Source organism: Streptomyces sp. NPDC104313, assembly GCF_055583985.1.
Map to the genome: position 1 here is coordinate 199,780 of NZ_JBVJMW010000006.1, position 26,231 is coordinate 226,010.

Below are 26,231 nucleotides of genomic sequence, written 5' to 3' on the forward strand. Positions count from 1 at the left end.
CCGATGTCCGACGACGTTCCCGTGGCCGCCGGCGCGGAGGGACCGCGGCCGGGCGAGGAGACGGCGGACCCGGCCGGGCGCCCCTCGGACCACCCCTGGACCGCCCTCTGGGTGACCGCCCTCGCGCTGCCGCCCCTCGCGCTGCTCGCCGCCGCGTCCTGGTTCGGGCGGTGGGTGAGGCCCGGCGCGGACGACTGGTGCTTCCTGCCCGCCGTACGGGACGACGGCGTCACCGGTCTCGTGGGGAAGTTCTACCTCGACGACAACGGACGGGTCGCCAACGCGCTCCTGGTCGGCGCGTACGCGCAGTTCCAGGTCGCGGGACATCAGTGGTTCCCCCTGGTCAGCGGGGTTCTGGTGCTCGCGGTCCTCTGGGCGGTGGCCGTCCTGGCACTGCGCCGGGCCCGGCTGCGCACCCCGCGCGGGCTGCCGCTCCTGCTCGCGGCCCTGACCGCCGCGCTCTTCCTGTTCGTCACGCCGAACACGTACAAGACCTACTACTGGCCCGCCGCGTCCATTTCGCACACACTGCCGCCCGTCCTGGCCTGCGCCGCCCTGATCCCGCTCCTGCTCGCCCGCTCCCGCCGGGGGCGGGCCCTCGCGCTCACCGTGGCGGCGCTCATGGGCGCCTTCCTCGCCACGCTGTCCGAGGAGACGGCGATCGTCGTGGTGACGGTGCTCCTGACCGCGCTCCTACTGTCCGGCCGCATGGTCCCCGCCTCCGACCGGGGGTTCGTCCGGCGCTGGTGCGCGGCGGGAATCGCCGGGACGGTGGCCGGGGCCGCCGTCCTCATCACCTCACCCGGCTCCGTGCGCCGAAGGGAGCGGTTCGGCGCGGAGACCACCTCCCTGCTCGCCCCCGACTCCCTCGCCGGGTCGCTGCGCGCATTCGCCGAGATCACCGTCACCGTGGTCACGACCTGGCAGTACGTCGGCGCGGTCGCGGCGGGCGTACTGCTGGGGCTGCTGTGCCGACGGGCGGACGGGACACCGCCCCGCCCGCCCGCGCACCTGGCCCTGCTCACCGCCGGCGGAGTGCTCGCCCTCCTCGTCTCCGGCTACCTCTGCACGGTCATCACGTATCCGGTGTTCGGCGACCGGGCGAGCGACCCGAGCGCCAACCGGCTGTGGAACGACTACCTCCTGCTGTACGTGATCCTGCTCGTCGGTGCCGGCGCCCTGCTGGGCCTGACCCTCCGCCGGCACACCCGCCGCACCGCCCCGGCGAAGGCGGTGTGCGCGGCGCTCTGCGTCCTGGTCTGCGTCGGCCCGGCCGTGGCGCTGAGCGACCTGGACACCGCGATGCGGGCCCGTGCCGAGAAGTGGGACGCCCAGGACCGCCGGCTCCGCGAGGGGGCTGCGGCCGGTGAGCGGGTCCTGCCGTACCAGCGCCTGGTGATCAGTCAGATGCTGGAGCCGTTCAGCCGGGGCGGGCGCCAGTACTGGCCCGGCGGGTGTGTCGCCGACTACTACGGGCTCGACCGGATCACGGACGGTTCCGGAAGAGCCCCCTGACGGGGAATCAGGCGTAGGTGTAGAACTGCGTGTGGTCCAGCACGCTCTGCGGGGTCGTGTTCGGCCAGGGCGGCATGGTGTCGTTCAGATCGATCACGTCGGTAGTCCCCCCGGCGGGGAGGTACTCGGCGCTGGCCGGGTGGAGTGCGTGCCAGTCGGCCCAGAGCTTGTCGACGAACGAGTGGTGCAGCCAGAACACCGGATCGTTCGGGGAGACGCTCGTCTCCATATGACCCCAGACCCAGGAGTGCACCCGATTGTGCATGCTCAAATATCCCGCGGAGCCTTCCAGTGTGGAGCGGAATCCCGTCGAGCCGTCACGGAAGGGCGGGGAGTCATAGGTGGGCATGGCGAGGGCGGCGTCGACCTCGGACCGGGGCGGGAGCGTGGGAACGCGATAGGCGAGGTTGCGGGCGAGGAAGGCGCGGCTGTCGACCGAGACGTTGATCGTCCACTTCCCGCCGGAATGCGCGAAGGGCCCGTCCATCACCTGGTCGTCCAAGGGGCGTCCGGTGCCGCCGAGGAAGTCCGGGGCCCAGAGCGAGGAGCCGACGGTGTTGTCGGCGGTCCAGTCCCAGTAGGGGATCGAGACCGACGCGTCGACCTTCTGCAGTTCGTTCTCGAAGTCGATGAGGTACTTGCGGTGCCAGGGAAGGAACGACGGCCCGAAGTGGGCCACGTATATCCCGCTGTTCATGTCTATCGAGAACCGCGTGCGGTGGGCGAGTACGAATTCGTCGTACACCCCTCTGCGTTTGACTTCCAGTACCGCGTCGACAAAGGCCTTCTTCTCGGGGGCCGTGAGGTTCGCCTGGTTCTTCCGTACGGTCATGACTGCTGCTCCCGGGTCAGGCGGTGGGGTCGAACGGAACGACGACGGCGCCCTTGAGCGAGCTGACCGCGGTGCGAGCGGCCTCCAGAGGGGTCGCGAATCTCTCGTAGTGGTTGATCGTGCTGCTCCAGCCGCTCTTCCCGTGCCGCATCACGGGTAGTTCGCGGCCGTCGATCAACACGCGGTAGCCGGCGCCGTGCCCGGCGTGTGCGTGCGCATGCGTGCCGGTGTGGGCCTCGGCGGGCGTGCCCTGGATGCGGCGGCCCTTGAAGACCTCGTCGAAGGAACCGGGCTCTCCCGCGCCGCCGGCTGTGCTGCCGGCGTTCCTGGTCGCGGTCGGCACGGTGCCGGCGGAAGCGGAGGTGACGCCGATGAGCGCGCCGCCCGCGGCGACGCCGATGACGGCCCCGAGGGCCTGACGGCGGGTGGGTCTGGGCATGACGGATGTACCCCCAAAACACATGGTTGAGGCGGCCCCCGGGCTGTTCGGGGCCGCCGTGATCATGTGTACACGGGGGTGACTCTCCGCATAAGGAGGCAGAGAGGGGTTGGCTCTCATATGGACACGTATCCACGGCCCCAGGGGCGTCACGGGTCTCTTCTGCCGCTCTGCGTCGGCCTCGGAGGGGCCGGAAGACGAAGCTTTTGCCGTGCGTGTGTCCTCCACGTGAAGATCTTTCGGAATCCGTCACGCCGTCACCCACCGGAACGATGATCAGGGCATGGCCGGAAGTAGCGGTCGTGGACGGCGGCGGTGGAGCCGGAATCGCTCCCTCCGTGGGTGACGATCCTGTGCGGCCCGGGTTTCGGCTCCGTGATCATGTCTTCGGTCTGTGACAGCGTTGTCCTGGCAACGCAACTCCCGTACCCCCGCGGCTTCCGGCCCCTCATAGTGATCAAGGAACACGACCGCGACCACGCTCACCAAGGGGATCTCATGCTCGGTAACCGCCGTAAGGCCTTCCTCGTCTCCGCGGCCCTGGTGGGCGGCGCCCTGCTGATGACGGCGTGTCAGGACACGGAGGACGGTGCCGCGCCGAGTCCCTCCGCCACCGGCACGCCCGTCGCGGACGCGGCAGCCGGGTCCGGCGCCTCGAAGGAGGCCGACAAGGGCACGGTGCAGGGCGCCGACAAGGGGTCCGAAGCGAAGGGCGGGGGCAGCGCCGAGGGGTCCGGTGCCCACATCGGCGACGGCACGCGGAAGTCGGTCCAGCAGGCCTGCGGCGCGAACGACATCTCCTGGAGCACCCGGTCCGAGAGCCAGGCCGGCGGCTACATCCTCATCATGGCGAAGGCCAGGCAGGGGATCACCTGTGTGCTGCCGGCCGCGCTCCCGACGGTGGCGTTCGGGTCCGACGGCACCGAGGCGGGCCCGGCCGAGCAGGCCGTCGGCGACGCGGTCACGCTGGGCGGCGACACCACCGCCTACGCCGGGGTGAACCCCAAGACCACCAGCACGGACGGCGGCAAGGAACTGGACTCCATCATCGTCGGCGTCGGCAACGAGGACCCCGACCCGGTCTCCCTGGAGGTCGGCACCATCACGGTCGACAAGCCGGTCGTCACCAACTGGCACACCGCCCCGGCCGACGCCGTTCCCTCCGCCTGAGAGACCGGACGCCGGGCTGGGGAGACCGGACGCCGGGCGGTGCGGGCCGATGTTGACGGATCGGTTCCCGGGCGGCGAGGCTCACCCCACCAGGGAAGAGAGGTGGAACATGGAGGCACATGCCTCGGAACTCGCGTTCGGACGGAAGGTGTTGGAGGCCCAGCCCTTCAGCGTCCTGCTGGGCGCACGGCTGACGGCCTTCGGCGACGGAGCGGCTGTCCTGGAGGTGGACGTGCGGGACGAGCTGCGCCAGCAGAACGGCTTCGTTCACGGAGGCGTCCTGAGCTACGCGGCCGACAACGCCCTCACCTTCGCGGCGGGCGCGGCCGTCGGTCCGTCCGTCCTGACCGCCGGCTTCACCATCGACTATCTGCGCCCGGCCCGGGGCGAGGTGCTGCGCGCGCGGGCGCAGGTGGTCCGCCCCGGCCGTACCCGGGTCGTCTGCCGCTGCGATCTGTTGATGGTGGACGCCGAAGGGGTGGAAACCCTCTGCGCGGTGGCCCAGGGCACGATCGCCGTCGCCGGGAACCCCGGACACTGACCGCCGCCGTCGCCCCTCCGGGCAGCGGGGAGCCGCGGCCCTCCGGGCCGCGGCTCCCCGCCCCGCCGGGCCTCAGATGCCGCAGCTGGGCGCGGACCAGAAGCGACCGCTGCCCCCGGCGACGTGGGTGTGGTCGTTGTGGCCGGGGTAGCCCGGTCCGAGGATCTCGGTGAAGCCGTGGTTGCGCGCCGCCTGGGCGAGGGCGCAGAAGCCCTGGGCGCCCGCGCCGAGGTCTGCCGCGTGCCCGTACAGGTGGCGGCTGTTGGCGGCTCCGCCGACCGCACTGTTGCAGGACACGCTGCGGAAGCCGCCGTTGACGGTGAGGGGCCGGTCGCCCATCGCGTGCCGCATGGCCTGGAGCTTCCACATGGTCACCAGGGCGTTGGCGCGTGCGGTGCCGGCGCTGACCTTGCCGCCGGACCAGTCGGAGTTGCAGCGGTTCAGCTCGGCGTAGGTGAAGTTGACCGGGGTGCAGTCGTCGTCCTGCAACTGGTAGATCTTGTTGAACGTCTGGGCTCCCGCGACGCCGTCGGCGGCCAGGCCGTACGCGGCCTGGAAGCGCTGCACGGCCGCCTTCGTGGCCGGGCCGAACGACCCGTCGACGGTGATCTGGTTTCCGGTGCCCGGATAGCCCGCGACGCGGATCTGGAGCTGACGTACCGCTTCGCCGCTGGAGCCCTCTTGGAGGGTGCCGCTCCAGGTGTAACAGGCGTCGGCCGTACCGACGTTCCCGGTCGGCGCGGAATCGGGGGCCGGGGCCGGGGGCGGGGCCGCGGATGCGGCAGTGGTGCCGCCGAACGCGAGGGCCGCGCCCGCGAGGGCCGAGAGGAGGAATCCGACGGGGCGTGATCGCATGGGGCCGCACCTCATTGTCGTCAAGCTGTCCAAGGGGGTTACGAGCCTCGGGTGCGGCGCCCGTAAGTGTCAAGGGCATGTCAACATGCTGCCAGGGGGTGGGGCGGTTCGTCACCCTGACCCGGCCCGTACTCCGGCGACGACCGCGCCTCGGGCTCCGGGCCCCATGACGCCCAGCCGTGCCGCGGTGACCGGCAGCGCCCGGTCTGCTGGAGGGCCACGGAGAACGGGTACGGCCCGGAGGCGAAGCGCCGATGAGCACCCGCGCCGCCGGGCCGTCGGTGTCAGGCGATCGGGGCGAACGAGTCCAGCGATTCGGGCAGGGTCTGGCCACCGTCGACGGTGAGCGTCTGACCGGTGACGAACGCGGCTTCGTCGGACGCGAGGAAGAGCACGGCGTGTGCGACGTCGGAGGTCTCGCCGATCCGGCCGACCGGGATCGTGGCGGCCATCCGCCGCAGGTAGTCCTCGCCCAGCTCGCCCAGCCCCTCGGTGCGGACGTTTCCGGGCAGTACGGCGTTGACCGTGATGCCCGCCGGGGCCAGTTCCAGCGCGGCGCTCCGGAGGAACCCCAGCTGACCCGCCTTGCTCGCTCCGTAGTGGGACCACCCGCGGTAACCCGTGGTCGGCCCGGTGATCGAGGAGGTGAGCACCACCCGTCCGTGTCCTGCGCGTTCCATGGCCGGCAGGAACGCCTTCGTCGTGAGGATCGAACCCCGCAGATTGATGGCGAGGACATCGTCCACGTCCGCGGCCGTCATCTCCCTCAGGGGCTTCTCGGGGAAGACTCCGGCGTTCGCGCACACCACGTCCACATGTCCGTGGCGCTTCTCGGCCTCGTCGGCCATCGCCTCGATGGCCCCCGGGTCCCGGAGGTCCACGCCCAGACCGGACACCCGGGATCCGGTGGTTCGGGCGAGCTCGTCCGCCACCTTGCGGGCGGCCTCCGCGTCCCGTCCCGTGACGATGACAGCGGCGCCACGACGGGCGAACAGTTCCGCGATGCCCCGCCCGATGCCCCGCGTCGCGCCCGTCACGACCACGGACCGCCGCCGCCAATCGGTCTCCGTCACCATCGAACTCCCTCGCACCTCTCACCACGTGCCCCGTACCTCGTGGCCACGCGTCACCGCTCATGTTGATGATCAACACGTTAGGTCACCGGCGGTGGAGCCATCCCGCACCACGGAACTCCGGCCGGATACCGCCTCAGGACAGGCCGAGAACAGAGAGGCAATAAGGACAGAGAAGCAATAGGGACAGAGAACGGAACCGCGAGGCCGAGGCGGGCCGGGAGCTGTGGGAGCCCCTCACCCCTTCCAGACCAAGGTGCAGCGCCAGAACAGTCGTCGGCGTAGCCGTGCGCCGGGAAGCACGTGGCGGGCGGTGCGGACGATGTCCGGATAGGTGGTGGTCGCCGGTCGGGTCGGTGCGGTCATGGCGACGGGACGCGGCGCCCGGCGGCCCTTGTTCTTGATCCAGGCCATGGCGATGTTCGACGGTACGGCGACGGCGTCGATCAGGCGGTCGCTCCGGGACCACGGGCGGTAGAGGCCGACGACGACCAGGGTTCCCCCAGGAGCCAGGTGCTCGCGGAAGCGGGTGAGCGCGTCGGTCAACGGCAGGTGGTGGAGGGTGGCGACGCAGGTGATGACGTCGTAGCGGCGGCCGGACGGGATGTCCTTCAGCGCGTCTCCGACCGTGAAGGTCACCGGGGCCCCGGGAGCTGTGCGTTCCCGCGCGCGTTCGACGATGGCGGGGCCGGCGTCGATGCCGTGCACCACCTCGGCCCGGGAGGCCAGCAGCCTGGCGAGGTCGCCACTGCCTGATCCGATGTCCAGGGCGTCGGCGAAACGTCCGGGGAGCCGGCGCAGGATCCACCGGTGGTAGTGGGCGTTGTGATCCCACGGGTGGGTGGCGTGGAACTGGTCGAGTGCGCGCAGGAGGCGGGTCGCTCGGGTCGATGATGCCGTCATGGCAGGTGACCGGCACCCTCTGTGCCGCCCTTGGCGGGGCGGCACAGAGGGTGCGGGGTGGTCAGGAGGCCCCGAAGTCCCCGGCCCGGACGCCTGCCACGAAGGCGGTGAACGCGGCGGCGGGGACGGTGAGGACCGGGCCGCCCGGGTTCTTCGAGTCGCGTACGGGGACGGTGCCGGTGGCGGACGCGGTGGTCGGGGCCCACTCGACGCAGGTGCCGCCGTTGTCGCTGTAGGAGGACTTGACCCACTGCGGGGTCGTGGATTCGGTCGTCACGGGGTGCCCTTTCGATGCTGGTGGATCACGTCCACGGTATCTGTCTGCGACAGAGACACGGCCTGCAACTGATGGTAGGCCCTCACCATCGGGATGACAGAGCTGAGTTCGCGATCCAGATGGCCCTGCGTCTCGGACTCGACGTAGGAGACTACGGACCGGTCCTGGAGCGTCAGCAGATTCACCGCCCGGTTGAAGGGTCGCTGCTCACCGACGCTGTAGGGGGCGATCTGCAGCATGGTGTGGGACTGCGAGGCGAAGTCGACCAGATACTGCAACTGAGCGTCCATCACGGCAGGGCTGCCGATCGGCCGGCGGATGCAGCTCTCGTCCAGCACCGCGATCAGCATCGGTGGCACGGTGCGTAACAGGGCGCTCTGGCGTTCCATGAGTAACGAGACGCGCTGATCGGCCTGTTCGGTCGTGATGACTCCTCGGTCGACTGCCCCGCTCGCCAGGGCCTGCGCGTATTCCCGGGTCTGCAACAGCCCTGGGATGACGCCGACCTCGAACAGCCGGATCTCCGCCGCCCGGCCCTCCAGGGCCACGTACTCCGGGAAGCCCTGCAACAGCACCCCGTGCTTGATCTTGCGCCACTCGCGCTCGAACGAATCAGCGGTTCCCGTATAGCTCATCGCCACGTCAACGGCGATCGAGAACTTGCGAGTTGGGGACTTGTGGCACAATTCCACCCCGGAAACGTGCCTCCCCGTGTAGCCGATGCGCGCGCCGAGGTCGTCCTGCTTCCAGCCCCGTGCTTCGCGCTCCCTACGCAGGCGTGCACCGAAGGCCGCCTCCGGGCCCCCGTCAGGGTTCACATCCTTGCGGTTTACCAACGTATCCCCCAGATTCGAAACGTTGAAGACGTCTCCACGTTAGGCCACGCTGAGTCGCCCCGGTAGTCATTCGACTACAGAGAGGAGCGAACGGTGTACGTCGAGAACGTCAGCTCGAATACGGAGCGATTCCCACACGTCCCGACCCCCGGGACCCTGCTCGTGGACACCAGTCGCGGTGACCGCGTGGGGGAGTTCCAAGGCGTCGCCGGTCCGTACTGGTCTCTCCGCCCGGTCGGTGGTGGGCGCGAGTGGGAGGTCGAACCGTGCTACGTACGGACCGCGTTGCTCATGGAGCAGCTTCGGGCCCGTACCGCACGGCTCAACGCCCGCAGCCGGGGAGAAGTGCTGTGAAGGCGGCCTCTTCGGGCCCGGGCCGTGTGAGGGTGCTGGACTACGTCGCGGCGGTCACGGTGACGGTCGGCGGCCGGGCTCTTCCGCTGGGCGGGGTCGCCCTGCCGAGCCGCCGGCTCGTTCTCCGCTGGCTCCGGCGGCAGGCTCTGCGGCTGGCGGACGGCCACGGGCGCGATCCGGCCCCGGCCGCCCCGTGGTTCGGCGCGCGAGACATCCGGCCGGTGACCTTCCACGGTTCCGACGCTCCCGAGGCGCTCCGGGCGTGGGCGGGCGACCCCGGCTGCCAGGACAACGCCATGAGCGCGCTGGAATCCGGGCTCCCCGCCCTGCTCACCGTGGTTGACCCCTTCGCGGGGCTGAGGGTCACCCTCGGCGGGTGGCCCGTCGATCTGTGCGGGTGGGTGGCGGCGGCCTCGACGAACCACCCGTATCCGCCCCGTACGGAAACGGAAGGGACCTGACCCCGTGCTGCAATGCACCGACGTGACCCAAGTCCCCTACGCCGAAGCGCTGCTGGCCCTCGCCACCATGGAGGGCGGGCCGGAGCACCCGCCCGACGTCGTGGAGGCGGAGGACTTCGTCCTGTGCGAGCTGGCCGACCACGACGAGTCGGCCGAGCACGCCGCGCACCTGTGGACGGCGGACGTGCCGGACGACCGGGACCTGTGGTTCCGCTGGTCGGGGACCGGTGCGCACCGCGTCCACCGGCTCGACACGCTGCGCCTGTGCCCTGCTGTCCTGCGCGAGCTGGCAAACCGCACGGTCACCACGTGCGCGTTCTTCGACCATCACCCCGGGCCGCACTCCTTCTCCGTGACCGACCCGCTCGGCGACCTCATCGCCGAACACGTTCACAGCGAGGTCCGGCGACTCGTCGCCGAGGACGACGCCCCCGACACCGACGAGTCCTGACCGCAACCGGAGGTCCTCCGCCCATGAACCAGTGCACCGCTGTAACCCTGCTGCCGCCCCCGGAGTTCGTGATCCGGCTCGCCGCGCCCGGCGGCAGCCGCCCGGAGGCCGGCTACCTCCTCTGCGAGCTGGCCGCCGATCACGACGGCCACCACGCGATGGCGTTGTGGGACAACGACGCGAACCGCGCCGCAGTCTGGGCCCGTTGGCGTGGTGAACGGGCGACTCTGGCGGAGCGGGCCTGGTGCGGTGCGGTCGACCCCCGGGGCGAGGACGCGTGCGGACTCTTCGCCGATCACCCCTCCGCCCACGACTGGGACATCCTCGATCCGACGCTCGCGGCGGTGGACGCCGTCCTCGCGGGGGAGCGCCCGCACTTCTTCAGGGAGGGAGGGCAGGGCGCCCTCTAGGAGAGGGCGGCCTTGACGGCCTTGGTCATGAGATCGCGTGCGGGTGCTCCGTGGACGGCCATGCGGGACAGCTCCACGAACGCTCGCAGGTAGCTGCGGACTTCGCCGGGCTCCGTGATGTTCACCTCGGCCGTCAGCGTCTCCACGGCCACTTGGGCGTCATCGAAAGCGTAGAAGGCTTCCAGCGGCCAGACGGTACGTCGCGCTCCGAAAGGGATGATCCCCAGAGATACGTTCTGCCGGGCCATGACCTCTCGCAGATGGCGGAGCTGGGCGGCCAGATTCGGGCCGTCGCAGACCCGGTAGTGGAGGACGGCCTCTTCGACGAGCAGGGCGAAGCGGTGGTTGCCCTCGCGGACGACGCGGGAGCGGGCCATCCGGGCTCGTACGGCCTCGGCCACGTCGTCAGGCGTGCCCTGGAACGCGGTGATGGAACTCAGCAGCCCGGTCGCGTACTCGGCGGTCTGGAGCATTCCGGGCAGGACGTTCGAGGCGTACACGCGGAAGTGGGTCGTCCGCTCATACAGTGGGACGGTACTTTCGTGTACCCGGCGCATTCCGTCCCGGTGGATCTCCCGCCACTGGACGTACATGGACTCAGCAGTCCGGGACGCGGCGATCAGATCGGCTGCCTGCCCCTCCGCTCCGCAGGCTGCGCACCACGCCCGAATATCGGAATCCGAGGGGGCCGTCCTGGCGCGAGCGATGCGGGAGGCTTTCGATTTGTGCCAGCCACACCTCACGGCCAGGTCCTGCCCGGTGAGCCCGGCGTCCCTTCGTATCCGGTCGAGACGGGAGGCGAGGGCCGCACGGGCTGCTTGGGCCGTGGACAGAGGTGACTCGGGCATGAACGCGTTTCTCAGAGGGTGTACTCGTCGTGCGGAATGGCTTGTTCCCAGACGGATTCGAATGCTTCGAAGCAGAGGCCGGCCACTGTTCGATCACCGGTCTGGTCGGTGTGGACCCAACGCCCGTCACCATCGAATACGTTGAACTGGACGAGTGTGCCGTCGAACAACCAGAAGTCGTTTCCTGGCAGCGAGATCCCAGAGGCCAACCGTCGCGGGAGCCAGCGGACTTCCTCCCCCGCCGCGATGTTGGTGAAGGTGAATGAGTGCTCGTAGCGGATGTACTCGCTGGGCGGTTCGCTCACGATACGGGCGCGGCGGAGGCGGACGCCTTTGTTGGTGACCCCCTGCACGACATCGAGCCAGGGGCGCCACCAGGAATCACGGTCGGCAGGGTCGAGCCGTTGGCCATGCCGCCATGCCGCGAAGCGTTCGTCCTCGTTCGGGACGGCGTAGACGTCACGCATCTCCAGATGGACGGCGGACCGCTCGGCTGACTGGATCAGGTCGGTGAAGCTACTCAAGCTCTGCGCCATCAAGTGCCTCCCTCAACAACGGAATCATGCGCTGCGGCAGCCGCACCACACTCTCGTGTGCGGGCAGCGGACTGTCCTGGACGGTCCTGGCGGTCGTGTCGGAATCGGCCGCCACGCCCTGGATGACGAGTTCCTTCGTGTTCTCGTCCACCCACACGGCCGGGCAGCCGTGATCTCCGGACTCAGGATCTTTCCCGACGAACCGTAAACGCATAGCCCCTCCTGGTGTCGAGCCCGGTTCGCACCGGACTGTGTGCAGCCTCATGGCCGTACGGTCGGGGCGTCAAGGCTGCTCCAGGGGCACCTGCAACCGGGTGCAACAACGTAGCTCTCCAGCCTCACTGCTCCCTACGGTCGTTCCATTGAGCCCGAAGTGCTGGGTCGGCCCCTGCGGTACGGCCCAGGACGCTCACGCCCAGGGGAGAGGAACAGAGAACTATGGGTTGGGGAACAGGCAAAGGCGGCGGCGGTGGCGACGGAAAGCACCCGGGGGGGCAAGGACCCGGGCACGGCCAAGCCCTCCTCGGACACGGCGAGGCCAGCGCCGGAGCCGAAGCACAAAGGGAAGTAGGAACAACGCAGATGGAGCTGACCGGATCGGACGAGCGGGCCGCCGCCTTGTCCGCCATGACCGCCGGCCTGCTCGGCTCGGTGAACGAGAGTCTTGGTGCGCCGATGGCCCCGGCCTGGGAAGCTGCCTTCCGGGGCGTGCCAGGGGCAGCGTACGGATGTGCGGATCTACCGGGATGTGGTGCGTGACAGCCACGTACCTGAGGAGTCCGCGACCCGGTTGCCCCCTGGACGGTCGCCGGCGAGGACTGGGCCGCACAGTTCGCGGTCGGCCTTCTGCTCCGCGACCTATGGAGGGTCTGGCACGACAACCCCGATGTGGAGGGAGTCACGGACCGCTTGTGGCTCGCCACCACTGATGCGACCTCTTGGGCGGCCGTGGACCGGGACGGGCGGACCACCGACCGCTTCACCGTGTGGGAGCACGGACCCCGTCGGCTGTGGGGAGCGGTCGAGACCGCCCACGCCTGGTGGCTCGATACCGGCTGTCCTGGGCCGGAGCGATTCGGTCTGACCCTCGCTCCTGACGGCACCCATGTGGTGTGGCTGGACACTCCGGACAACCCGGTTCCTGACCTGACCTGACCTGAGCGAGGCCGCAGCGGGGCGCCCCACCGCGCGGGCACGGTGGGGCGTAGCCGGAGTTACGGCAGCGGCGGGGGTCAGGCGGTGGTGTCGAAACCACCGGCCTTGATGCCCGCCACGAAGGCGGTGAACGCGGCGGCGGGGACGGTGAGGACCGGGCCGCCCGGGTTCTTCGAGTCGCGTACGGGGACGGTGCCGGTGGCGGACGCGGTGGCCGGGGCCCACTCGACGCACGAACCGCCGTTGTTGCTGTAGGAGGACTTGACCCACTGCGGGGTCGTGGATTCGGTCGTCACGGGGTGCCCTTTCGGTGCTGGTGGAACACGTCCACGGTATCTGTCTGCGACAGAGAAACGGCCTGCAACTGAAGGTAGACGCCAAAGGCCCTGGCAACACAGTGAGGTTCAGGACGTTGTCGTCCCTCACCGACCTCGTTGCGCCGGAATCAGCTCGGGGCGGACGGTGCCTCGGGCGCGTTGGTAGAGGCCTTGCGCCTCGTGGTCCTTGAGGTGGGGAGCGATGAGATGGAACATGTCCGCCAGTTCCGATGCGGTTGACCGCTTGTGCACATTGTCTGAGCGTCCACCCTGTTTCGCGGAACAGTCGATCGAGACTTGTGTTCGGCCCTCCAATACTCAAATTTCCGTCAACTCCCCCTGTGTGATGACTCCAAGCGCTTTACGCTCTTAGGCCGCGTCCCGCCCGGGGATCAGGGGGGAAATGAACCATCCGCGGTTGAGTTGCATACCGGGAGGTCTGGTGATCGCCGCCTGCCTGCTCGTTCTGTCGGCGTGCAGCAGCAACGACGAACCACCGATGAAACGCAGCGACGGCGTGACCAAGACTTCGGCCACGTCATGACATCCGACCTGAAGAGGTGGGTCCAGACATCCGAGCTACCACACGAGACCAAAAGCTTGATCGACCTCTACGTCGGCAAGATCCACGTCGCTGAGGGGTTCGCCGGATGCCCTGATGGAGGGGACGGGCCGAACCACTGATGAATGTGCAGCTGGCCCTTCGTGAACCAACTGGAACGAAGAGCGGCACTGGGGAAAATCGAGATCGGCATCAGCGCCACTACATGGGTCAGTCTTTAACTGAAATCCCCATTATTGATATCCCATTTTATTTCGTACCACAGATTCCCTTCGGTTGCATACGCCTCCGGATCGGTGTGGCGTAGAAAATCCTCCACGTCTTGCGCAGCGACGTCCCAACTATCGCCGCCTTCATCGGCATCAAATGGATATCGCTCAATGAGGTGGTGCACGCACAGGGAGAATCGCTCGAGATTGGTATTAACCATCACCACATGGTCCAGGCTTCTACCGGATTGCACCACATGCCCGGTGCGTGGATCCCACAGGATGCTTCCGAACAATCTAGTGCTCCCAAACTTGACGAATTCCCCGTGCGCCCCGATCGCAACAATCTCCAGGAAGCCTAGAGCTTGATACACTGCCCCGATTGCCTCATCTGGGACATTGAGGAATTCTGGCACATAGGAATTCTTTGCGGGTTCACGAAAGTGCAGCTGAATCATCGAAAACTGAGGGGGTTCCTCGTCGAATCTTTCGTTACTCATTAATATTCTTTCTGTAGCGGCATAATCCTTGCTCGCTTTCTCAACACTACAGTCAAGCGCGCTCGCGCAGTTACCTGGAGTGTTCGCTCGGTCACGTTCTGGGAAGAGTGGTAGGTGGATAGAGATCCGTTACTGCCTGCCGTGGATCTGCGCGGGTGGGTGGCGGCGGCCTCGCGGTCTACGGGGCCTCGGCGCGTGCGCTGATCGCATCCGCGAGGGATGCCCTGGAGTGATCGGTGTGCAACTCCGCGCAATCTTCTGGAGGATGCCGCTCCTTCTTCCCTAGCGTGGTCGACAGCGGCTCGGCACTTTCAGGGCCGCACTCATTCACCGGCGAAGGAGCACAGCGATGACCGGAACGCATGGCGGAGGTACCGGGTCGGGGCAGGGCGGCAGCCAACAGGACGACGGCAGCAGCGGACGCGGCCACGGGGGTGGCGGCTCCGAGACGAGCGGCGGCAACCCCTCCGACGGCTCAGGCCCGGCGAAGAAGTAGCGTCGGATGACTGTACGCAAGGAGGAGGTGGGCCCTGCGGGGCTCGCCTCCGTACTCGTCGCTTCGGGCGCTCTGCGGGACGACTGGCTGTCCGCATATCAGGCGGTTCCCCGGAACATGTTCGTTCCCGACCGCATCTGGCCCGGCATCGCGGACGGCACCCGGCAGCAGTCCGTGGTGGACCGCTCCAAGGACGTGGACTCATGGTTCGCCGTCGTGTACTCGGACATTCCGCTCACCACGCAGTGGGACGACGGAAGTTACACCGGAGACGGAGTGGGAGAGATGCCCTCCAGCTCCAGTTCGCAGCCCCACATGGTGTTCTCGATGCTGGCCGATCTCGGCGTCGAGGACGGAAACAGGGCTCTGGAGATCGGCACCGGCACCGGGTGGAACTCCGCGCTCCTCGCTCACCGCCTCAGCGCGGAGAACGTCGTCTCCATCGAGTTCGACGCGGAGATCGCGAAAGAGGCACGCGAGAACCACCGCGAAGCAAGGCTGTCCCCGCTGGTGGCCGTGCGGGACGGGCGGCTCGGATATCCCGAGGGGGCGCCGTTCGACCGGGTGGAAGCGACCTGTTCCATCGGAGAGGTCCCCCGGGCCTGGATCGAGCAGACGCTGTCCGGCGGGCTGATCGTCGCCCCTTGGGGGACACCGTACGGAGGGGAGGCCATCGTCCGGCTGACCGTGAACGGCGACGAGGCGAGCGGGCCGTTCACCCGCTCCAGCGCGTTCATGCGCCTACGACAGCAGCGTCCCGGTCGAGTTCCGCACGCCGCCTACCTCAAGGGTCGGGAATGGCCCGCAGGCGGCGACAGGAGCAGGACGTCGCTGTCACCTGCCGCTGTCGGGGGATGGCTGGTCCAGTTCGCCATCGGGCTGCAGATGGCGGAGGCGTTCTGGACGGTGGAGCGGTGCGACGACGGCTCGTACACGTTGTGGACCTACAGCGGCGACGGCCGGTCGTGGGCGTCCGCCGACTACGAGCCGGGAGCCGAGTCCTTCGAGGTGGTGCAGTCGGGGCCCCGGCGACTCTGGGATGCGACCGAGGCCGCTCACGCGTGGTGGGAGGCGCGGGGCCGGCCGGACTTCGAGCGGTTCGGTCTGACCGTGCGCCGTGAGGGGCAACGGGCCTGGCTCGACACTCCGGACAACCCGGTGCCCGTTGTGCGGTGACCATCCCGGCAGACCATGCCCGTTCAGCCGGCGTGATCGAACCTCGGAGCACGCCGAGCCCCCGGCTCGACCGCGGAGACGGCAGCCTGCGGCTGAGCCCGTGCGCCCCTACCCGAGGCACGCGGGCTCAGCCCCGCCCCCGACCCCCGCCCGAGGGGGCAGAAGCCAGAGGCCGACCTCAGATCGAGAACCGCTCCCGCTCCAGCAGTGGCCGCACCCGGGACCGGAAGCCACCCGTGCGGAACGGCTGCTGGAGCAGGCCCGGGCGCAGCTCCTGGGCGAGGGCCGCGACGATCATTCCCTGGTCCAGGGCGAGCATGAAGTCGCTGACCCGGCCCGTGGACACGTTCACCGAGTCCCGGAAGCCGAGCCCGTCCTCGTACGCGCCGAAGTCCCGCTCCAGCGCCCGCAGGTTGGCCACCGCCTCCCGGCCCGCGTACGGCAGCGCCAGGAAGGAGGCGTGCGGGGTGACGACACCGTTGGTGAACGCCGAGGGCGGCGGCAGGGGCTCGCCGTCCGTGGTGTGCGTGCGGTCGGTGTTGGAGGCGTAGCCGTCGACCGCCATGCCGAGCGCGTCGACCCCGTACTCCTGGTAGCCGTCCTCGGGCACGTTGGAGGGGGAGAAGCCCCAGTAGCCGTACTCCGCCTCCCGCAGCCCGTGGTCGATCTGGCCGCGTACGTAGCGGTGGTGGGTCACGCCCCACGCGCGCGGCGACCACTGCCGCTCCGGTACGAACAGCGGCACCATCAGCGCCTCGAACATCGAGCCGCCCCAGGTGGGGACCACCTTCCGGCCGCGGTGGGTGTAGTGGCCGTTCCACACCCGTACGCCGTCGACGGTGACGTATCCGCCGCCGGGCTTCTGCTCCTGCTCGTGCTCCGGCAGCATCGTGCGCAGCATGTGCCAGTAGTGGTCGCCGGGCAGCGAGCCGTCCGCGATGCCCAGGTAACTGGCCATGCGGGGCTCGGTGTTGAGCGCTCCGTAGTGGTGCGGGGTCGGCTCGTCCGTGTCGGTCCAGACACCGCCGCGCAGCTGGCCGGGGCCCGCGACCGGGTCGGCCGGGTCGTAGGGGGTGTAGAAGTACGACCAGTCCGCCGTGGCCAGGATGCGGTGGATGCGGGGGCGCAGGGAGGGTGCGGCGTCGGCGGCTATCCGCAGGCCCGTCACCAGCCAGGCGTTGTCGACGGAGGACAGGAACGGGCGGACCGGGTCCCCGGTGCCCGGCCACCGGGTGAGCACCGAACCGTCGTGCGCGTCGTACCAGTTGAGCCAGAAGCCGTGGTGGCGTTCCAGCTTCTCGACGGCGGCGACCGTACGGGTCAGGGCGCGGATCATCGTGCTCTCGCGGATTACCCCGAGGCCCGCGGCGGCGACCGTCGACCACAGGCCGCAGCCGATGTTGGTCGGCGAGGTCTGGGCGGACTGGGCGGGAGCTCCGGGTCCGCTGAGGTCGATCTTGTCGGCGGCGAGGCCGAAGTCGGTCGTCATCGCCTCCATCGAGCGGTACGTGTCACGGAACCAGGTCGTCAGAAGGCGGGGGTCGGCGGGTGCGGCGAGGGCCGCCGGGGCGGTTACGGCTCCGAGGGACAGGGCCGCGGCCCCGGTCCCTGCGGCGGTGAGAAACGTGCGACGGTCCATCGTTCCGGCTCCTGGTGGCAGAAGGGGGAGGGGGAGGGCGAGTCGTGGTGTTCGGCCGTGCGGGGGAACGCGAGGTCGTGCGGGTATGCGAGGTGGTGCGGCGCATACGAGGTGGTGCGGGGGCCGGGGGGGGGGGGGGGGGGGGGGCCCCCCGGCCCCCCCCCCCCCCCCCCCCCCCCCCGCCCGAGGGAGCCGTCAGGTGGCTCCCCGTACTGGGGGTCAGCCCCGGGGGTGAATCAGGCTGCTGTGCGCGGGAGTTCGCGGGTGCGGCCGAGCGAGCCCAGCCACTTCGCCGAGTCGCGCGGGGTGCGCTCGAAGGTCTCCCAGTCGATGGCGATCAATCCGAACGTGGCCTTGTACGTGCCCCACTCGTAGTTGTCGAGCGCGCTCCACGCCAGGTAGCCCCGGATGTCGAGGCCGTCGGCCAGTGCGGAGGCGACCTCGTCCAGCGCGCCCGCGTAGTAGTCGACGCGGCGGCTGTCGTCGGCGGTGGCGATGCCGTTCTCCGTGACGATCAGCGGGACGTCGCCCACCACCTCGGCCGTGTGGCGCAGCGCCTCGCCGACCGCCGTCGGGTAGTACTCCCACGACGTCAGTGTCCGCTCGACGTCGTCGGCCGCCGGGATCGGTCCCTCGGGGCCGATCCGGGTACGGGTGTAGGACTGCACGCCGATCCAGTCGTCGCCGCGCGCCGCCTCGATGAAGACGTCCTCGCGCGGGTGGCGGTAGGCGGCGGTGACGTCCTCCGCGCCGGGCAGGGCCTGGTAGACCTGGTTGGCGATGGTCCAGCCGACCTGGATGTCCGCGTCCAGGGCCCGGACCTCCTTCACGGCCGCGTGGTGGGCGGCGATGACGGCCGCGGTCGTCTCGTCGTCGGGGGTGGGCAGACCGGCGGGCGGGAAGCTGTTGTCGCCGCGCTTGGCCTGGCCGGCCATCACGGCGATCATGTTCGGCTCGTTGATCGTGCAGACGTGGCTGACGCCCTCGAAGATGACGGGTGCGCAGGCCGCGACGTACCGCGCGAACAGCTCCACCGCGCCCTCGGCCGTCCAGCCGCCGCGTGCCTCGAACCACTGCGGGACGGTGAAGTGGTGCAGGGTCACCATCGGGCGCAGGCCGCGCTCGGTCGCTCCCTCCACCATCCGCCGGTAGTGGGCGAGTTGGGCGTGGGAGAAGCGGCCCTCGACCGGCTCGATGCGGGACCACTCGATGGAGAAGCGGTAGTCGGTGAAGCCGAGCGAGGCCAGCAGGTCCATGTCCTCGGGCCAGCGGTGGTAGCTGTCGCAGGCGTCCAGGCTCGGCTCCTGGATGTGGGTGCCGGCGGCGTGCTCCTTGACCCACCAGTCGCAGTCGGTGTTGTTGCCCTCGATCTGGTGGGCGGCGGTGGACGCGCCCCAGAGGAAGCGCTCGGGGAACGGGACGGGGGACTTCTGGTCCGAAGCAGGGGTGTGTGTCATCGCGACATGTCTTTCTGGTGGTGGTGAGGGGTGTGGCCGCGCCCTGTTACGGGGTGGGGTGCGGCCTCGTACGTGAAGTGCCCCGGCGCAGGCGCTACTTCATGCCCGCCGTGGCGATGCCCTGCGTGAAGTGCCGTTGCAGCGCGATGAAGACGACCAGCACCGGCAGCACGATCAGGAAGGCCCCGGCCATCAGCATCCCGTTGGAGCCGCCGGCTTTGTTGGGGTCGGTGGCGAAGGTGGCCAGGGCCACCGGGAGGGTGTATTTGTCGGGGTCGTTGGTCGCGATCAGCGGCCAGACGAAGTTGTTCCAGGAACCCAGGAACGTGAAGATCGACAGGGTCGCGAGGGCGGGCTTCACCAGCGGCATCACGATCCGCCAGAAGATGTACCACTCGCTCGCGCCGTCCATCCGGGCCGCTTCCAGCAGCTCGTCCGGGATCGACTGCATGAACTGGCGCATCAGGAAGACCCCGAAGGCCCCGGCGGCGAACGGCAGTACCAGACCCGCGTAGCTGTCGATCAGCTGGAGCTTGCTCATCAGCACGAACAGCGGCAGCAGCATCAGGTTGCCGGGCACCATCAGCGCGCCGAGCACCAGGCCGAAGACCTTGTTGCGGCCGACGAAGTTCAGCTTGGCCAGGGCGTAGCCGAGCATCGAGCAGAAGACCAGGTTCGAGACGGTCACCAGGACCGCCACGATCACCGAGTTCATGAAGTACAGCGGCAGGTCCAGCTTGTCGAGCAGCTGCCGGAAGTTCTCCAGGGTCCACTCGGTGGGGATCCACACGGGCGGGCTGGCCGAGAGCTCGCTCTGCGTCTTGAAGGCGGAGAGCCCCATCCAGAGGAAGGGTGCCGACATGACCAGCAGGCCGAGCGAGAGCAGGGCGTAGACCAGGGGGCGCGAGGCGCCCCGCCGCTTTCCGCCCCGCTGCTTCCCGCCGTTGTCCTTCAGGGTTCTGACCGCCGCGTTGCCGCTGTTGGCGCTCATTTCGTGTTGTCCTTCAGCAGTCGGAGCTGGAGCACGGTGATGCCCATGATCACCACGAACAGGACGTACGCCATGGCGCTCGCGTAGCCCATGTGGAAGAAGTTGAACCCTTCGCGGTACATGTTCAGCGAGACCGTGAGGGTCGAGTCGGACGGACCGCCCTGGGTCATCACGAACGGCTCCTCGAACACGTTGAGGTAGCCGATCGTCGTGATCACCGTGGCGTAGAGGAGTGTCGGGCGCAGCAGCGGGATCGTGATGCCCCGGAACTCCTGCCAGAGGCTCGCGCCGTCGAGCTTCGCGGCCTCCCGCACCTCGGTGGGGATCGCCTGGAGGCCCGCGATGAACAGCACCATCACCGTACCGACGTTCCGCCAGACCGCCATGACGATCAGCGACGGCATCGCCAGCGTCTCGGAGCCGAGGAAGTCCGGTGCCGTCCAGCCCACTTCGGAGAAGAGCCCCGCGATCAGCCCGTCGCTCGGATCGAGCACGAACCGCCAGACCACGGCGACCGCGACGATGGTCGTGACCACCGGGGCGTAGAAGCCGACCCGGAAGAAGGTCCGCGCCCGGTCGATGCCGTTGTTGAGCAGTACGGCGACGACCAGCCCGATACCGATAGTCAGCGGCACGCCGACGACCACGAAGTACCCCGTGTTGAAGAGGGACTTGAGGAACTTCTCGTCGCCGAAGAGTTTGACGTAGTTCTCGAACCCGATGAACTCCGCTTCCCACGGGCGCGTCACGTTGCGCAGCCCGAAGTCCGTGAAGCTCATCACCAGCGTGGCGAGGATCGGGAACGCCATGAAGACGGTGAACAGGACGAGGAACGGGGTGGAGAACAGCCAGCCCGCCGCGTTCTGCACACCCATCGACGGCTTACGCCCTCGGCTGCCCCGGGGGGCCGGGGACGGTGCGGCCCCGGCCTTCCGGGGTGCTGGGGCCTTCTCGGTCGTGGTGCTCATGGCTACTGCTTCACGAGGCCTTCGATCTCGGACTGCGCGGTCTTCAGCGCGTCCTCGGCGGAGGCCTTGCCCTGCGTCACCTTGGCGATGGCCTGGTCCACCTTGTCGGTGATCTCGCTCCAGTTGGCCAGGGACGGCGAGGACTTGGCTGTGTCCATCTGCTTCTTGAAGGTCTGCAGGTCGGCGTCGTCGGCGAGGGTGCCGGACTCCCACGCGGAGGTGTTGGCGGGCAGGTCCTTCGTCCGCTCGTACCAGTCGGCCTGGCCCTTCGTGTCGGTCAGGTACTCGATGAACTCGGTGGCCGCGGCCTTGTGCTCGCTGTCCTTGGAGACGACGAGGGAGGAGCCGCCGGCCATGGAGGTGGAGGAGGCGTCCGCCGGAACGCTCGCGATGGCCCACTTGCCCTTGATCTGCGGCTGGCCCTCGTCCAGGAGCGTCCTGTGCCAGGGACCGCCGAAGAACATCGGGACCCGGCCGTTGCCGAAGTCCTTCACCACGTCGTAGCCGGGCTGTACGGACTTGTTGGAGAGGCCCTTGTCGAAGTACGAGCCGTACTCCTTCAGCGCCTTGACGGCCTCCGGGCTGTCGACGACGGCCTCGCCCTTGTCGTTGACGATCTCGCCGCCCGCCGAGTACAGGAAGGAGTAGAAGTTCTGCACGGTGTCCAGGCCGCTGGGCTGGATGGACAGCCCCCACTTCGTACCGGCCTTCTCCTGGTACGCGCCTGCCAGGTCCTTCAGCCCCTTCCAGTCGGTCGGAGCCTCGCTCACACCCGCCTTCTCGGCCAGGTCCGTGCGGTAGTAGAGGACCCGGGTGTCGACGTACCACGGCACGCCGTAGGCGGTGCCGTCCACCTCGCCCTGCTCCCAGCCCGCCGGGAAGAAGTCCTTCTTGTCGAAGACCTTGGTGTCCACCGGCTCCAGCACGCCGAGCTCGGCGAACTCGCCCAGGTAACTGCCGCCCATCTGCGCCACGTCGGGCAGGGTGCCCGCCGCCGCTGCCGAGACGAGCTTCTGGTGGGCGACGTCCCAGCCGATCGGGGTCACCTTCACGGTGATGTTCGGATTGGCCTTCTCGTAGACCTCGGCCACGTCGGCGAGCTTCTCGCCCTCGGCCCCCATGGCCCACACGGTGAGCGTCTGCTTCTCGTCCGCCGCGACGTCGCCGCCGGAGGAGCCGCAGGCGGAAAGGGTCACGGCGAGCGCGAGCGCTATGCCGGCGGGAGCGGTTCTGGCGATGCGGGACATGGGAGGGCTCCTCCTTGAGCAATCCGGATGCTGCGCGATGTATGCGCTGCCTGTAAGCGCATACATCACTCTGCGCCAGTCGTTCGCGAATCCGCAAGAGGGTGCTGGGTCACACTCGTGCAACGTGCCCGACATCCTGGCGCCTTGTGGTTGAACCGTAAACGCACTGTTTGTGGAACAACAGGCGATGTGACCGATTCGTCGTTCGGGGCCGGGGCCGGGGCCGGGGCCGGGGGTGGGTCCGATGGGTCCGGTGGGTCCGGTGGGTCCGGTGGGTCCGTGGTCGGCGTCTACCCTCGCGGCATGGCCCCACCCGTCGCGTTCACCCACGACTTCCCGTTCGACCCCGCCTACGGGTACGACGCACCGGACGCCCTGCTGGGCATCTCCGCCCCGCCTGCCCCCGACGGCTTCGACGCCTTCTGGCAGGACCGCTGCGCCCGGGCCCGCGCGGTCGACCCCCGCCCGGTCCTCGGCCCGGTCGAGGAGGAGCGCGACGGCCTCCGGATCCACGGCGTGACCTACACCTCCGTGGGCGGCGTCCGGCTCGGCGGCTGGCTCGCCCTGCCCGCCGAGGGGTCCGTCCGGTACGGATTCGTCGTCGGGCACGGCTATGGCGGACGCCAGGAGCCCGGCCGCGACCTTCCGGCGCCGCTGCCCGGGGCCGCCGTGATCCTGCCGTGCGTACGGGGCATGGGGGAGCGGGGCCGGGTCGACGGCATCCCGGACCTGGCCGACGCGCACGTCCTGCACGGCATCGGCTCCCGCGAGTCGTACGTCATCGGGGACTGCGTGGCCGACCTGTGGTGCGCCGCCTCCGCCCTCACGGCACTCGTCCCGGAACTGGCGGGGGCCGGCCTCCAGGGAGGGCCCCGCCTCGGCTACCTGGCCGAGAGCTTCGGCGGCGGGCTCGGGGCCCTCGCACTGCCCTGGGACGACCGCTTCGGCGCGGCCCAGCTCACGGTCCCCACCTTCGGCAACCACCCGCTGCGCCTGACCCTGCCCTGCGCGGGCAGCGGCGAGGCCGTCCGGGCGCACCACCGCGAGCACCCCGGGGTCGGGAATGTCCTCGGCTACTTCGACGCGGCGACGGCGGCGACCCGGCTGACGCTGCCCACGCTGGTCGCGGCCGCGCTGTTCGACCCGTCCGTGCCGCCGCCGGGGCAGTTCGCCGTGCACAACGCGCTGGCCGGCGAACGCGAACTCCAGGTGCTGACGGCGGGGCACTTCGCGTACCGGGGCATGACGGCCGAGGCGGCGGAGCTGGACGAGAACCGGACGCGGTTCTTCGGGAAGTGGCTGACGGCGGTCGGTTGACGGCGGTGGGCTGATTCGATGGCATGAGAGGCCCGGTCGCCCGGCGGGCCCGGCTGACTTATGGTCCGGTGCGTCGTCGGTAACGGCCGTCAGCTGTGGGTCGCGACCGTGAAGGTCGTGTCTCCTTGCCTGGAATGGCGGCGCAGTCGCCTGCCGGAGCGCGCGCCGCAGAGCCTTGCGGCTCCCCGCCGTAAAATCGCGGACGGCAGGAGTTACGGGTTGCCGAAAGTTGGGCTCGTGTGGGTGACTTCGCCCTGGAGAGGTAGCACAGTTGTCAGTGGTCCCTGCTTGACTGTGGCCATCGAACCCAGGGAGCGAGTTATGCCGACTGTGATCCATAGGACGCGCAGCGAGCTTGAGGCCCAGCGTGAGCAACTACTGGCGAGCGTGAACATGGCCTATGACGAGCTCGCGGAACGCGCTGCCACCTACAGCCTCAGCATGAACGAGCTGGACGTGTGGCACACGATCGAAGGTCTCGACTACCTTCTCGAAGGTGACTGCTGAAGAGGCAAAGGCTCTCGACGTATCGGCGACGGATTTCGCTGACCAGCTGACTGCCCTGACGCGGGGTGTCCTCGGCGAGGACACCCCGCGTTTTCATGCGATCAACATGGGTTCCAAGATCAGGGTCTCGCCGATACGGGAGGACGAAGTTCTCCAGCGAATCCCGGTCAGCATCGGTGGGGAGCAGCGTCTCAGCCTCATGGTCCGGTTCTACTGCTGTTGGGACGGGTCCAGCACGTTCATGGCTACCGATCAGGCCGACGTACACGTCTTCTATGCCGGGAGCCCGGACCCGTTGTTTCGCTTTGAATACGTTCGGCGGAGCAAGGAGCCGCCGGGCGCTCACGTGCAGGTGCATGCGCATCGCGATGAGGTTGCGTACCTTCTGCGGCTGGCGGGGCGCCCGAAGCAGAAGTTCAACAGACTGCCGCGCTTGGCGGAGTTGCACGTGCCGGTTGGTGGGCACAGGATGCGTCCAGCGCTGGAGGACGTGTTGCTTTTCCTGAAGCGGGAGTTCGCGATTGACACGGTCGACGGCTGGAAGGCCGTGATCGATGAACATCTGCGCAGTTGGCGGTTGATGCAGCTGAAGACCGCGGTCAGGGATGCCCCTGACTCGGCCGCCCAGGTTCTGCGCAGCCTTGGGTACACAGTGGTCGAGCCGCTGGTGCCGGGGACGCGCCAGGCGTCGGATGAGGTCAAGCTGTTCTGGCCCTGACGCTCAGGCACGCCGTGCAGAGCCTGTAAGTACGTGCTCGATCGCGACCGCTTGGCGGGAGCCCGGGAGCCCGGGAGCCCGGGAGCCCGGGCGTGCGGGCCCCGCGCCACTCGCCGTTGCCGGGGCCCCTCAGCCGCAGCCGCAGCTCGCACGGCGGGTCACGGAGACCGGCAGTTCCAGCGAGACCGGGGCGCGGCCGGGGTCCGCCAGGCGTTGTACCAGCAGCTCCACCGCCTGCTCGCCCAGCAGCCGGATCGGCTGGCGGACGGTCGTCAGGGGAGGGCGGACGATCCGGCTCAGCGGGACCCCGTCGAACCCGGTCACGGCGATGTCCTCGGGCACCCGCACCCCGCGCCGCTCCAGCGCCTGGAGTGCGCCGACCGCCATCTGGTCGTTGGCGAACAGCATCGCCTCCGGCCGCTCCACCCCCGTATCCTCCGACCGGTCCAGCAGGGTGCCCGCCGCCAGGGCGCCCTCGGCCTGCGTCATCATCCCGGCGCGCAGCTCGGGCCGGGAGGGCACCGGAAGCCCCGCGTCCCGGCACGCCTCCTGGAAGCCCCGGAATCGGGCCTGGGCGTCCGGTGAGTCCTCCTCGCCGCCGATGAACGCCAGGCGGCGCAGCCCGTGGTCCTCGATCAGATGGCGGGTCAGTTCCCGCTCGCCCTCGGTGTTGGCCACCACGATGTGGTCCAGGTGGTCGATCTCGCGCGGTCCCGAGAGCATCACCACGGGAAGCCGGCGCGATATCACCTCCAGGTCCTCGGTCGGCACGGTCCCCGCCAGTACGGCGAATCCGTCGACCCGCCCCGCGACCTTCGCCACCAGACTCTCCGGCCCGCCGTCCAGCGAGGCGGCGATCAGCAGGGCGTAACCGTGCCGCCGTGCCGCCCGCTCCATGCCCCGGATGACCTGGTCGGAGTAGAGCATGACGGCCTGGTCGTCGTCCGCGTCGCTCGCGGCGGCGGAGGTCTCGGCGTCCTGGTCCGCGAAGTCGGGGAAGCACAGCCCGAGCACGCCCGTGGTCCGGCTGGCCAGGCCCCGGGCGCTGCCGGACGGTACGTACCCCAGCTCGCGGGCCGCCTCCATGACCTTCTCGCGGGTCCGGGCCCGTACGGAGTCGGGGTTCCGGTAGACCCGGGAGACCGTGGCGATGGAGACGCCCGACCGCTCGGCGACGTCGTACACCGTGGGGGCGCTCACTCGACCGACCGTCCGCTTCTTCTTTCGTAGCGCCGCGCCTGGGGCGTGTGCTGGTACCGGGCCGGCGGCCTGCTCGCCTGCCGATGCGATCACGAGGCCCGTGAAAGCGCATTCACCCTAGATCGTGGGCCGCGGGGGGAGCAAGGCCGCCCGGCCTCGCGCCGAAACGCGCGCCGGGTGGCACGCGGCCCGCGGGAGCGAAACGTTCCTCCGGCCGGGTGAGCTTGCCGCCGCCGCCCGCCGTGTCTGCGCCGCCTCGCGCGAGGGGGCG

31 protein-coding genes are annotated in these 26,231 nt (G+C 69.3%); 13 read left to right on the plus strand and 18 right to left on the minus strand.

Features of this window, described 5'->3' with window-relative positions; genetic code table 11:
- Window positions 1-3: 3 nt before the first annotated feature.
- Window positions 4-1,515, plus strand: a complete 1,512-nt coding sequence (locus tag ACZ60Q_RS16555) for a DUF6056 family protein (protein ID WP_469634303.1) — start codon at window positions 4-6, stop codon at window positions 1,513-1,515.
- A gap of 7 nt (window positions 1,516-1,522) precedes the next feature.
- On the opposite strand, the gene ACZ60Q_RS16560 is transcribed toward ACZ60Q_RS16555, so the two are convergent.
- Both ACZ60Q_RS16560 and melC1 read right to left on the minus strand, forming a co-directional pair.
- Window positions 1,523-2,347 (minus strand): tyrosinase family protein, encoded by an 825-nt coding sequence (locus ACZ60Q_RS16560; protein ID WP_469634305.1) that lies wholly within the window; start codon window positions 2,345-2,347, stop codon window positions 1,523-1,525.
- A 16-nt stretch (window positions 2,348-2,363) separates the two neighbouring features.
- Window positions 2,364-2,786, minus strand: coding sequence for an apotyrosinase chaperone MelC1 (melC1, locus tag ACZ60Q_RS16565; RefSeq protein WP_469634308.1), 423 nt, complete (start codon window positions 2,784-2,786; stop codon window positions 2,364-2,366).
- Between the two features lie 498 nt (window positions 2,787-3,284).
- Here melC1 and ACZ60Q_RS16570 point away from each other — a divergent pair, with 498 nt between their 5' ends.
- Window positions 3,285-3,956: a DUF4232 domain-containing protein gene (locus tag ACZ60Q_RS16570; RefSeq protein ID WP_469634311.1), complete on the plus strand. Its 672-nt coding sequence runs from the start codon at window positions 3,285-3,287 to the stop codon at window positions 3,954-3,956.
- 109 nt (window positions 3,957-4,065) lie between these two features.
- Window positions 4,066-4,497 (plus strand): PaaI family thioesterase, encoded by a 432-nt coding sequence (locus ACZ60Q_RS16575; protein WP_469634314.1) that lies wholly within the window; start codon window positions 4,066-4,068, stop codon window positions 4,495-4,497.
- A 72-nt stretch (window positions 4,498-4,569) separates the two neighbouring features.
- Here ACZ60Q_RS16575 and ACZ60Q_RS16580 read toward each other — a convergent pair whose 3' ends face one another.
- From ACZ60Q_RS16580 to ACZ60Q_RS16600, 5 genes are all read right to left on the minus strand, one after another.
- Window positions 4,570-5,352: a D-Ala-D-Ala carboxypeptidase family metallohydrolase gene (locus ACZ60Q_RS16580; protein ID WP_469634317.1), complete on the minus strand. Its 783-nt coding sequence runs from the start codon at window positions 5,350-5,352 to the stop codon at window positions 4,570-4,572.
- Between the two features lie 284 nt (window positions 5,353-5,636).
- Window positions 5,637-6,428, minus strand: a complete 792-nt coding sequence (fabG, locus tag ACZ60Q_RS16585; RefSeq protein WP_469634320.1) for a 3-oxoacyl-ACP reductase FabG — start codon at window positions 6,426-6,428, stop codon at window positions 5,637-5,639.
- A 234-nt stretch (window positions 6,429-6,662) separates the two neighbouring features.
- Complete coding sequence (locus tag ACZ60Q_RS16590; RefSeq protein ID WP_469634322.1) at window positions 6,663-7,328, minus strand: class I SAM-dependent methyltransferase; 666 nt, start codon at window positions 7,326-7,328, stop codon at window positions 6,663-6,665.
- A gap of 61 nt (window positions 7,329-7,389) precedes the next feature.
- Window positions 7,390-7,605, minus strand: coding sequence for a DUF397 domain-containing protein (locus tag ACZ60Q_RS16595; RefSeq protein ID WP_469634325.1), 216 nt, complete (start codon window positions 7,603-7,605; stop codon window positions 7,390-7,392).
- Entirely contained in the window at window positions 7,602-8,441 is an 840-nt protein-coding gene (locus ACZ60Q_RS16600) for a DUF5753 domain-containing protein (RefSeq protein ID WP_469634328.1), read from the minus strand. The genes ACZ60Q_RS16595 and ACZ60Q_RS16600 overlap by 4 nt, the downstream gene beginning before the upstream one ends.
- Before the next feature lie 93 nt (window positions 8,442-8,534).
- On the opposite strand from ACZ60Q_RS16600, the gene ACZ60Q_RS16605 reads away from it, so the two are divergent.
- The 4 genes from ACZ60Q_RS16605 to ACZ60Q_RS16620 are packed head-to-tail and all read left to right on the plus strand — an operon-like array spanning window position 8,535 to window position 10,117.
- Entirely contained in the window at window positions 8,535-8,795 is a 261-nt protein-coding gene (locus tag ACZ60Q_RS16605; RefSeq protein WP_469634331.1) for a hypothetical protein, read from the plus strand.
- The gene (locus ACZ60Q_RS16610) at window positions 8,792-9,256 is read left to right on the plus strand and encodes a hypothetical protein (RefSeq protein ID WP_469634334.1); all 465 of its coding nucleotides are present in this window, start codon (window positions 8,792-8,794) and stop codon (window positions 9,254-9,256) included. The genes ACZ60Q_RS16605 and ACZ60Q_RS16610 overlap by 4 nt, the downstream gene beginning before the upstream one ends.
- 4 nt (window positions 9,257-9,260) lie before the next feature.
- Entirely contained in the window at window positions 9,261-9,707 is a 447-nt protein-coding gene (locus ACZ60Q_RS16615; RefSeq protein ID WP_469634337.1) for a hypothetical protein, read from the plus strand.
- Between the two features lie 23 nt (window positions 9,708-9,730).
- Window positions 9,731-10,117, plus strand: a complete 387-nt coding sequence (locus ACZ60Q_RS16620) for a hypothetical protein (RefSeq protein ID WP_469634340.1) — start codon at window positions 9,731-9,733, stop codon at window positions 10,115-10,117.
- On the opposite strand, the gene ACZ60Q_RS16625 is transcribed toward ACZ60Q_RS16620, so the two are convergent.
- Genes ACZ60Q_RS16625 through ACZ60Q_RS16635 form a run of 3 tightly spaced genes read right to left on the minus strand, consistent with a single transcriptional unit; the run spans window position 10,114 to window position 11,715 of the window.
- Complete coding sequence (locus tag ACZ60Q_RS16625) at window positions 10,114-10,965, minus strand: helix-turn-helix domain-containing protein (protein ID WP_469634343.1); 852 nt, start codon at window positions 10,963-10,965, stop codon at window positions 10,114-10,116. The genes ACZ60Q_RS16620 and ACZ60Q_RS16625 overlap by 4 nt on opposite strands.
- An 11-nt stretch (window positions 10,966-10,976) precedes the next feature.
- Window positions 10,977-11,501 carry a DUF6879 family protein gene (locus ACZ60Q_RS16630; protein ID WP_469634345.1) on the minus strand — a complete coding sequence of 175 codons (525 nt, stop codon included), beginning with the start codon at window positions 11,499-11,501 and terminating at the stop codon, window positions 10,977-10,979.
- The gene (locus ACZ60Q_RS16635; protein ID WP_469634348.1) at window positions 11,482-11,715 is read right to left on the minus strand and encodes a hypothetical protein; all 234 of its coding nucleotides are present in this window, start codon (window positions 11,713-11,715) and stop codon (window positions 11,482-11,484) included. Before ACZ60Q_RS16635 ends, ACZ60Q_RS16630 begins: the two co-directional genes overlap by 20 nt.
- 674 nt (window positions 11,716-12,389) lie before the next feature.
- Here ACZ60Q_RS16635 and ACZ60Q_RS16640 point away from each other — a divergent pair.
- Entirely contained in the window at window positions 12,390-12,656 is a 267-nt protein-coding gene (locus ACZ60Q_RS16640; RefSeq protein WP_469634351.1) for a hypothetical protein, read from the plus strand.
- Between the two features lie 77 nt (window positions 12,657-12,733).
- Here the strand turns inward: ACZ60Q_RS16640 and ACZ60Q_RS16645 are convergent, their stop codons facing one another.
- Together ACZ60Q_RS16645 and ACZ60Q_RS16650 are read right to left on the minus strand one after the other, a co-directional pair.
- A complete protein-coding gene (locus ACZ60Q_RS16645) occupies window positions 12,734-12,952 on the minus strand; it encodes a DUF397 domain-containing protein (protein ID WP_469634354.1) in 219 nt (72 codons plus the stop codon).
- 800 nt (window positions 12,953-13,752) lie between these two features.
- Window positions 13,753-14,244: an SUKH-4 family immunity protein gene (locus tag ACZ60Q_RS16650; RefSeq protein ID WP_469634357.1), complete on the minus strand. Its 492-nt coding sequence runs from the start codon at window positions 14,242-14,244 to the stop codon at window positions 13,753-13,755.
- A gap of 349 nt (window positions 14,245-14,593) precedes the next feature.
- Here ACZ60Q_RS16650 and ACZ60Q_RS16655 point away from each other — a divergent pair, with 349 nt between their 5' ends.
- Both ACZ60Q_RS16655 and ACZ60Q_RS16660 read left to right on the plus strand, forming a co-directional pair.
- The gene (locus tag ACZ60Q_RS16655; RefSeq protein WP_469634360.1) at window positions 14,594-14,740 is read left to right on the plus strand and encodes a hypothetical protein; all 147 of its coding nucleotides are present in this window, start codon (window positions 14,594-14,596) and stop codon (window positions 14,738-14,740) included.
- Window positions 14,741-14,746: 6 nt separating this feature from the next.
- A complete protein-coding gene (locus ACZ60Q_RS16660; protein WP_469634362.1) occupies window positions 14,747-15,916 on the plus strand; it encodes a methyltransferase domain-containing protein in 1,170 nt (389 codons plus the stop codon).
- Between the two features lie 178 nt (window positions 15,917-16,094).
- Here ACZ60Q_RS16660 and ACZ60Q_RS16665 read toward each other — a convergent pair whose 3' ends face one another.
- From ACZ60Q_RS16665 to ACZ60Q_RS16685, 5 genes are all read right to left on the minus strand, one after another.
- Entirely contained in the window at window positions 16,095-17,555 is a 1,461-nt protein-coding gene (locus tag ACZ60Q_RS16665) for a glucoamylase family protein (protein WP_469634365.1), read from the minus strand.
- A 236-nt stretch (window positions 17,556-17,791) separates the two neighbouring features.
- A complete protein-coding gene (locus ACZ60Q_RS16670) occupies window positions 17,792-19,012 on the minus strand; it encodes a glycoside hydrolase family 1 protein (RefSeq protein ID WP_469634368.1) in 1,221 nt (406 codons plus the stop codon).
- Window positions 19,013-19,106: 94 nt separating this feature from the next.
- Complete coding sequence (locus ACZ60Q_RS16675; protein ID WP_469634371.1) at window positions 19,107-20,003, minus strand: carbohydrate ABC transporter permease; 897 nt, start codon at window positions 20,001-20,003, stop codon at window positions 19,107-19,109.
- Complete coding sequence (locus ACZ60Q_RS16680; protein WP_469634374.1) at window positions 20,000-20,971, minus strand: carbohydrate ABC transporter permease; 972 nt, start codon at window positions 20,969-20,971, stop codon at window positions 20,000-20,002. The genes ACZ60Q_RS16675 and ACZ60Q_RS16680 overlap by 4 nt, the downstream gene beginning before the upstream one ends.
- A 2-nt stretch (window positions 20,972-20,973) precedes the next feature.
- A complete protein-coding gene (locus tag ACZ60Q_RS16685; protein WP_469634377.1) occupies window positions 20,974-22,218 on the minus strand; it encodes a sugar ABC transporter substrate-binding protein in 1,245 nt (414 codons plus the stop codon).
- Window positions 22,219-22,521: 303 nt separating this feature from the next.
- Between ACZ60Q_RS16685 and ACZ60Q_RS16690 the strand changes: the two genes are divergently transcribed.
- The 3 genes from ACZ60Q_RS16690 to ACZ60Q_RS16700 all read left to right on the plus strand — a co-directional run bounded on the left by ACZ60Q_RS16690 (window position 22,522) and on the right by ACZ60Q_RS16700 (window position 24,760).
- A complete protein-coding gene (locus ACZ60Q_RS16690) occupies window positions 22,522-23,535 on the plus strand; it encodes an acetylxylan esterase (protein ID WP_469634380.1) in 1,014 nt (337 codons plus the stop codon).
- Between the two features lie 321 nt (window positions 23,536-23,856).
- On the plus strand, window positions 23,857-24,042 hold the full coding sequence (locus ACZ60Q_RS16695; RefSeq protein ID WP_469634383.1) for a hypothetical protein: 186 nt from the start codon (window positions 23,857-23,859) through the stop codon (window positions 24,040-24,042).
- Window positions 24,032-24,760: a hypothetical protein gene (locus ACZ60Q_RS16700; protein WP_469634386.1), complete on the plus strand. Its 729-nt coding sequence runs from the start codon at window positions 24,032-24,034 to the stop codon at window positions 24,758-24,760. Before ACZ60Q_RS16695 ends, ACZ60Q_RS16700 begins: the two co-directional genes overlap by 11 nt.
- A 129-nt stretch (window positions 24,761-24,889) precedes the next feature.
- Here ACZ60Q_RS16700 and ACZ60Q_RS16705 read toward each other — a convergent pair whose 3' ends face one another.
- Entirely contained in the window at window positions 24,890-25,960 is a 1,071-nt protein-coding gene (locus tag ACZ60Q_RS16705) for a LacI family DNA-binding transcriptional regulator (protein WP_469634389.1), read from the minus strand.
- Between the last annotated feature and the right edge of the window lie 271 nt (window positions 25,961-26,231).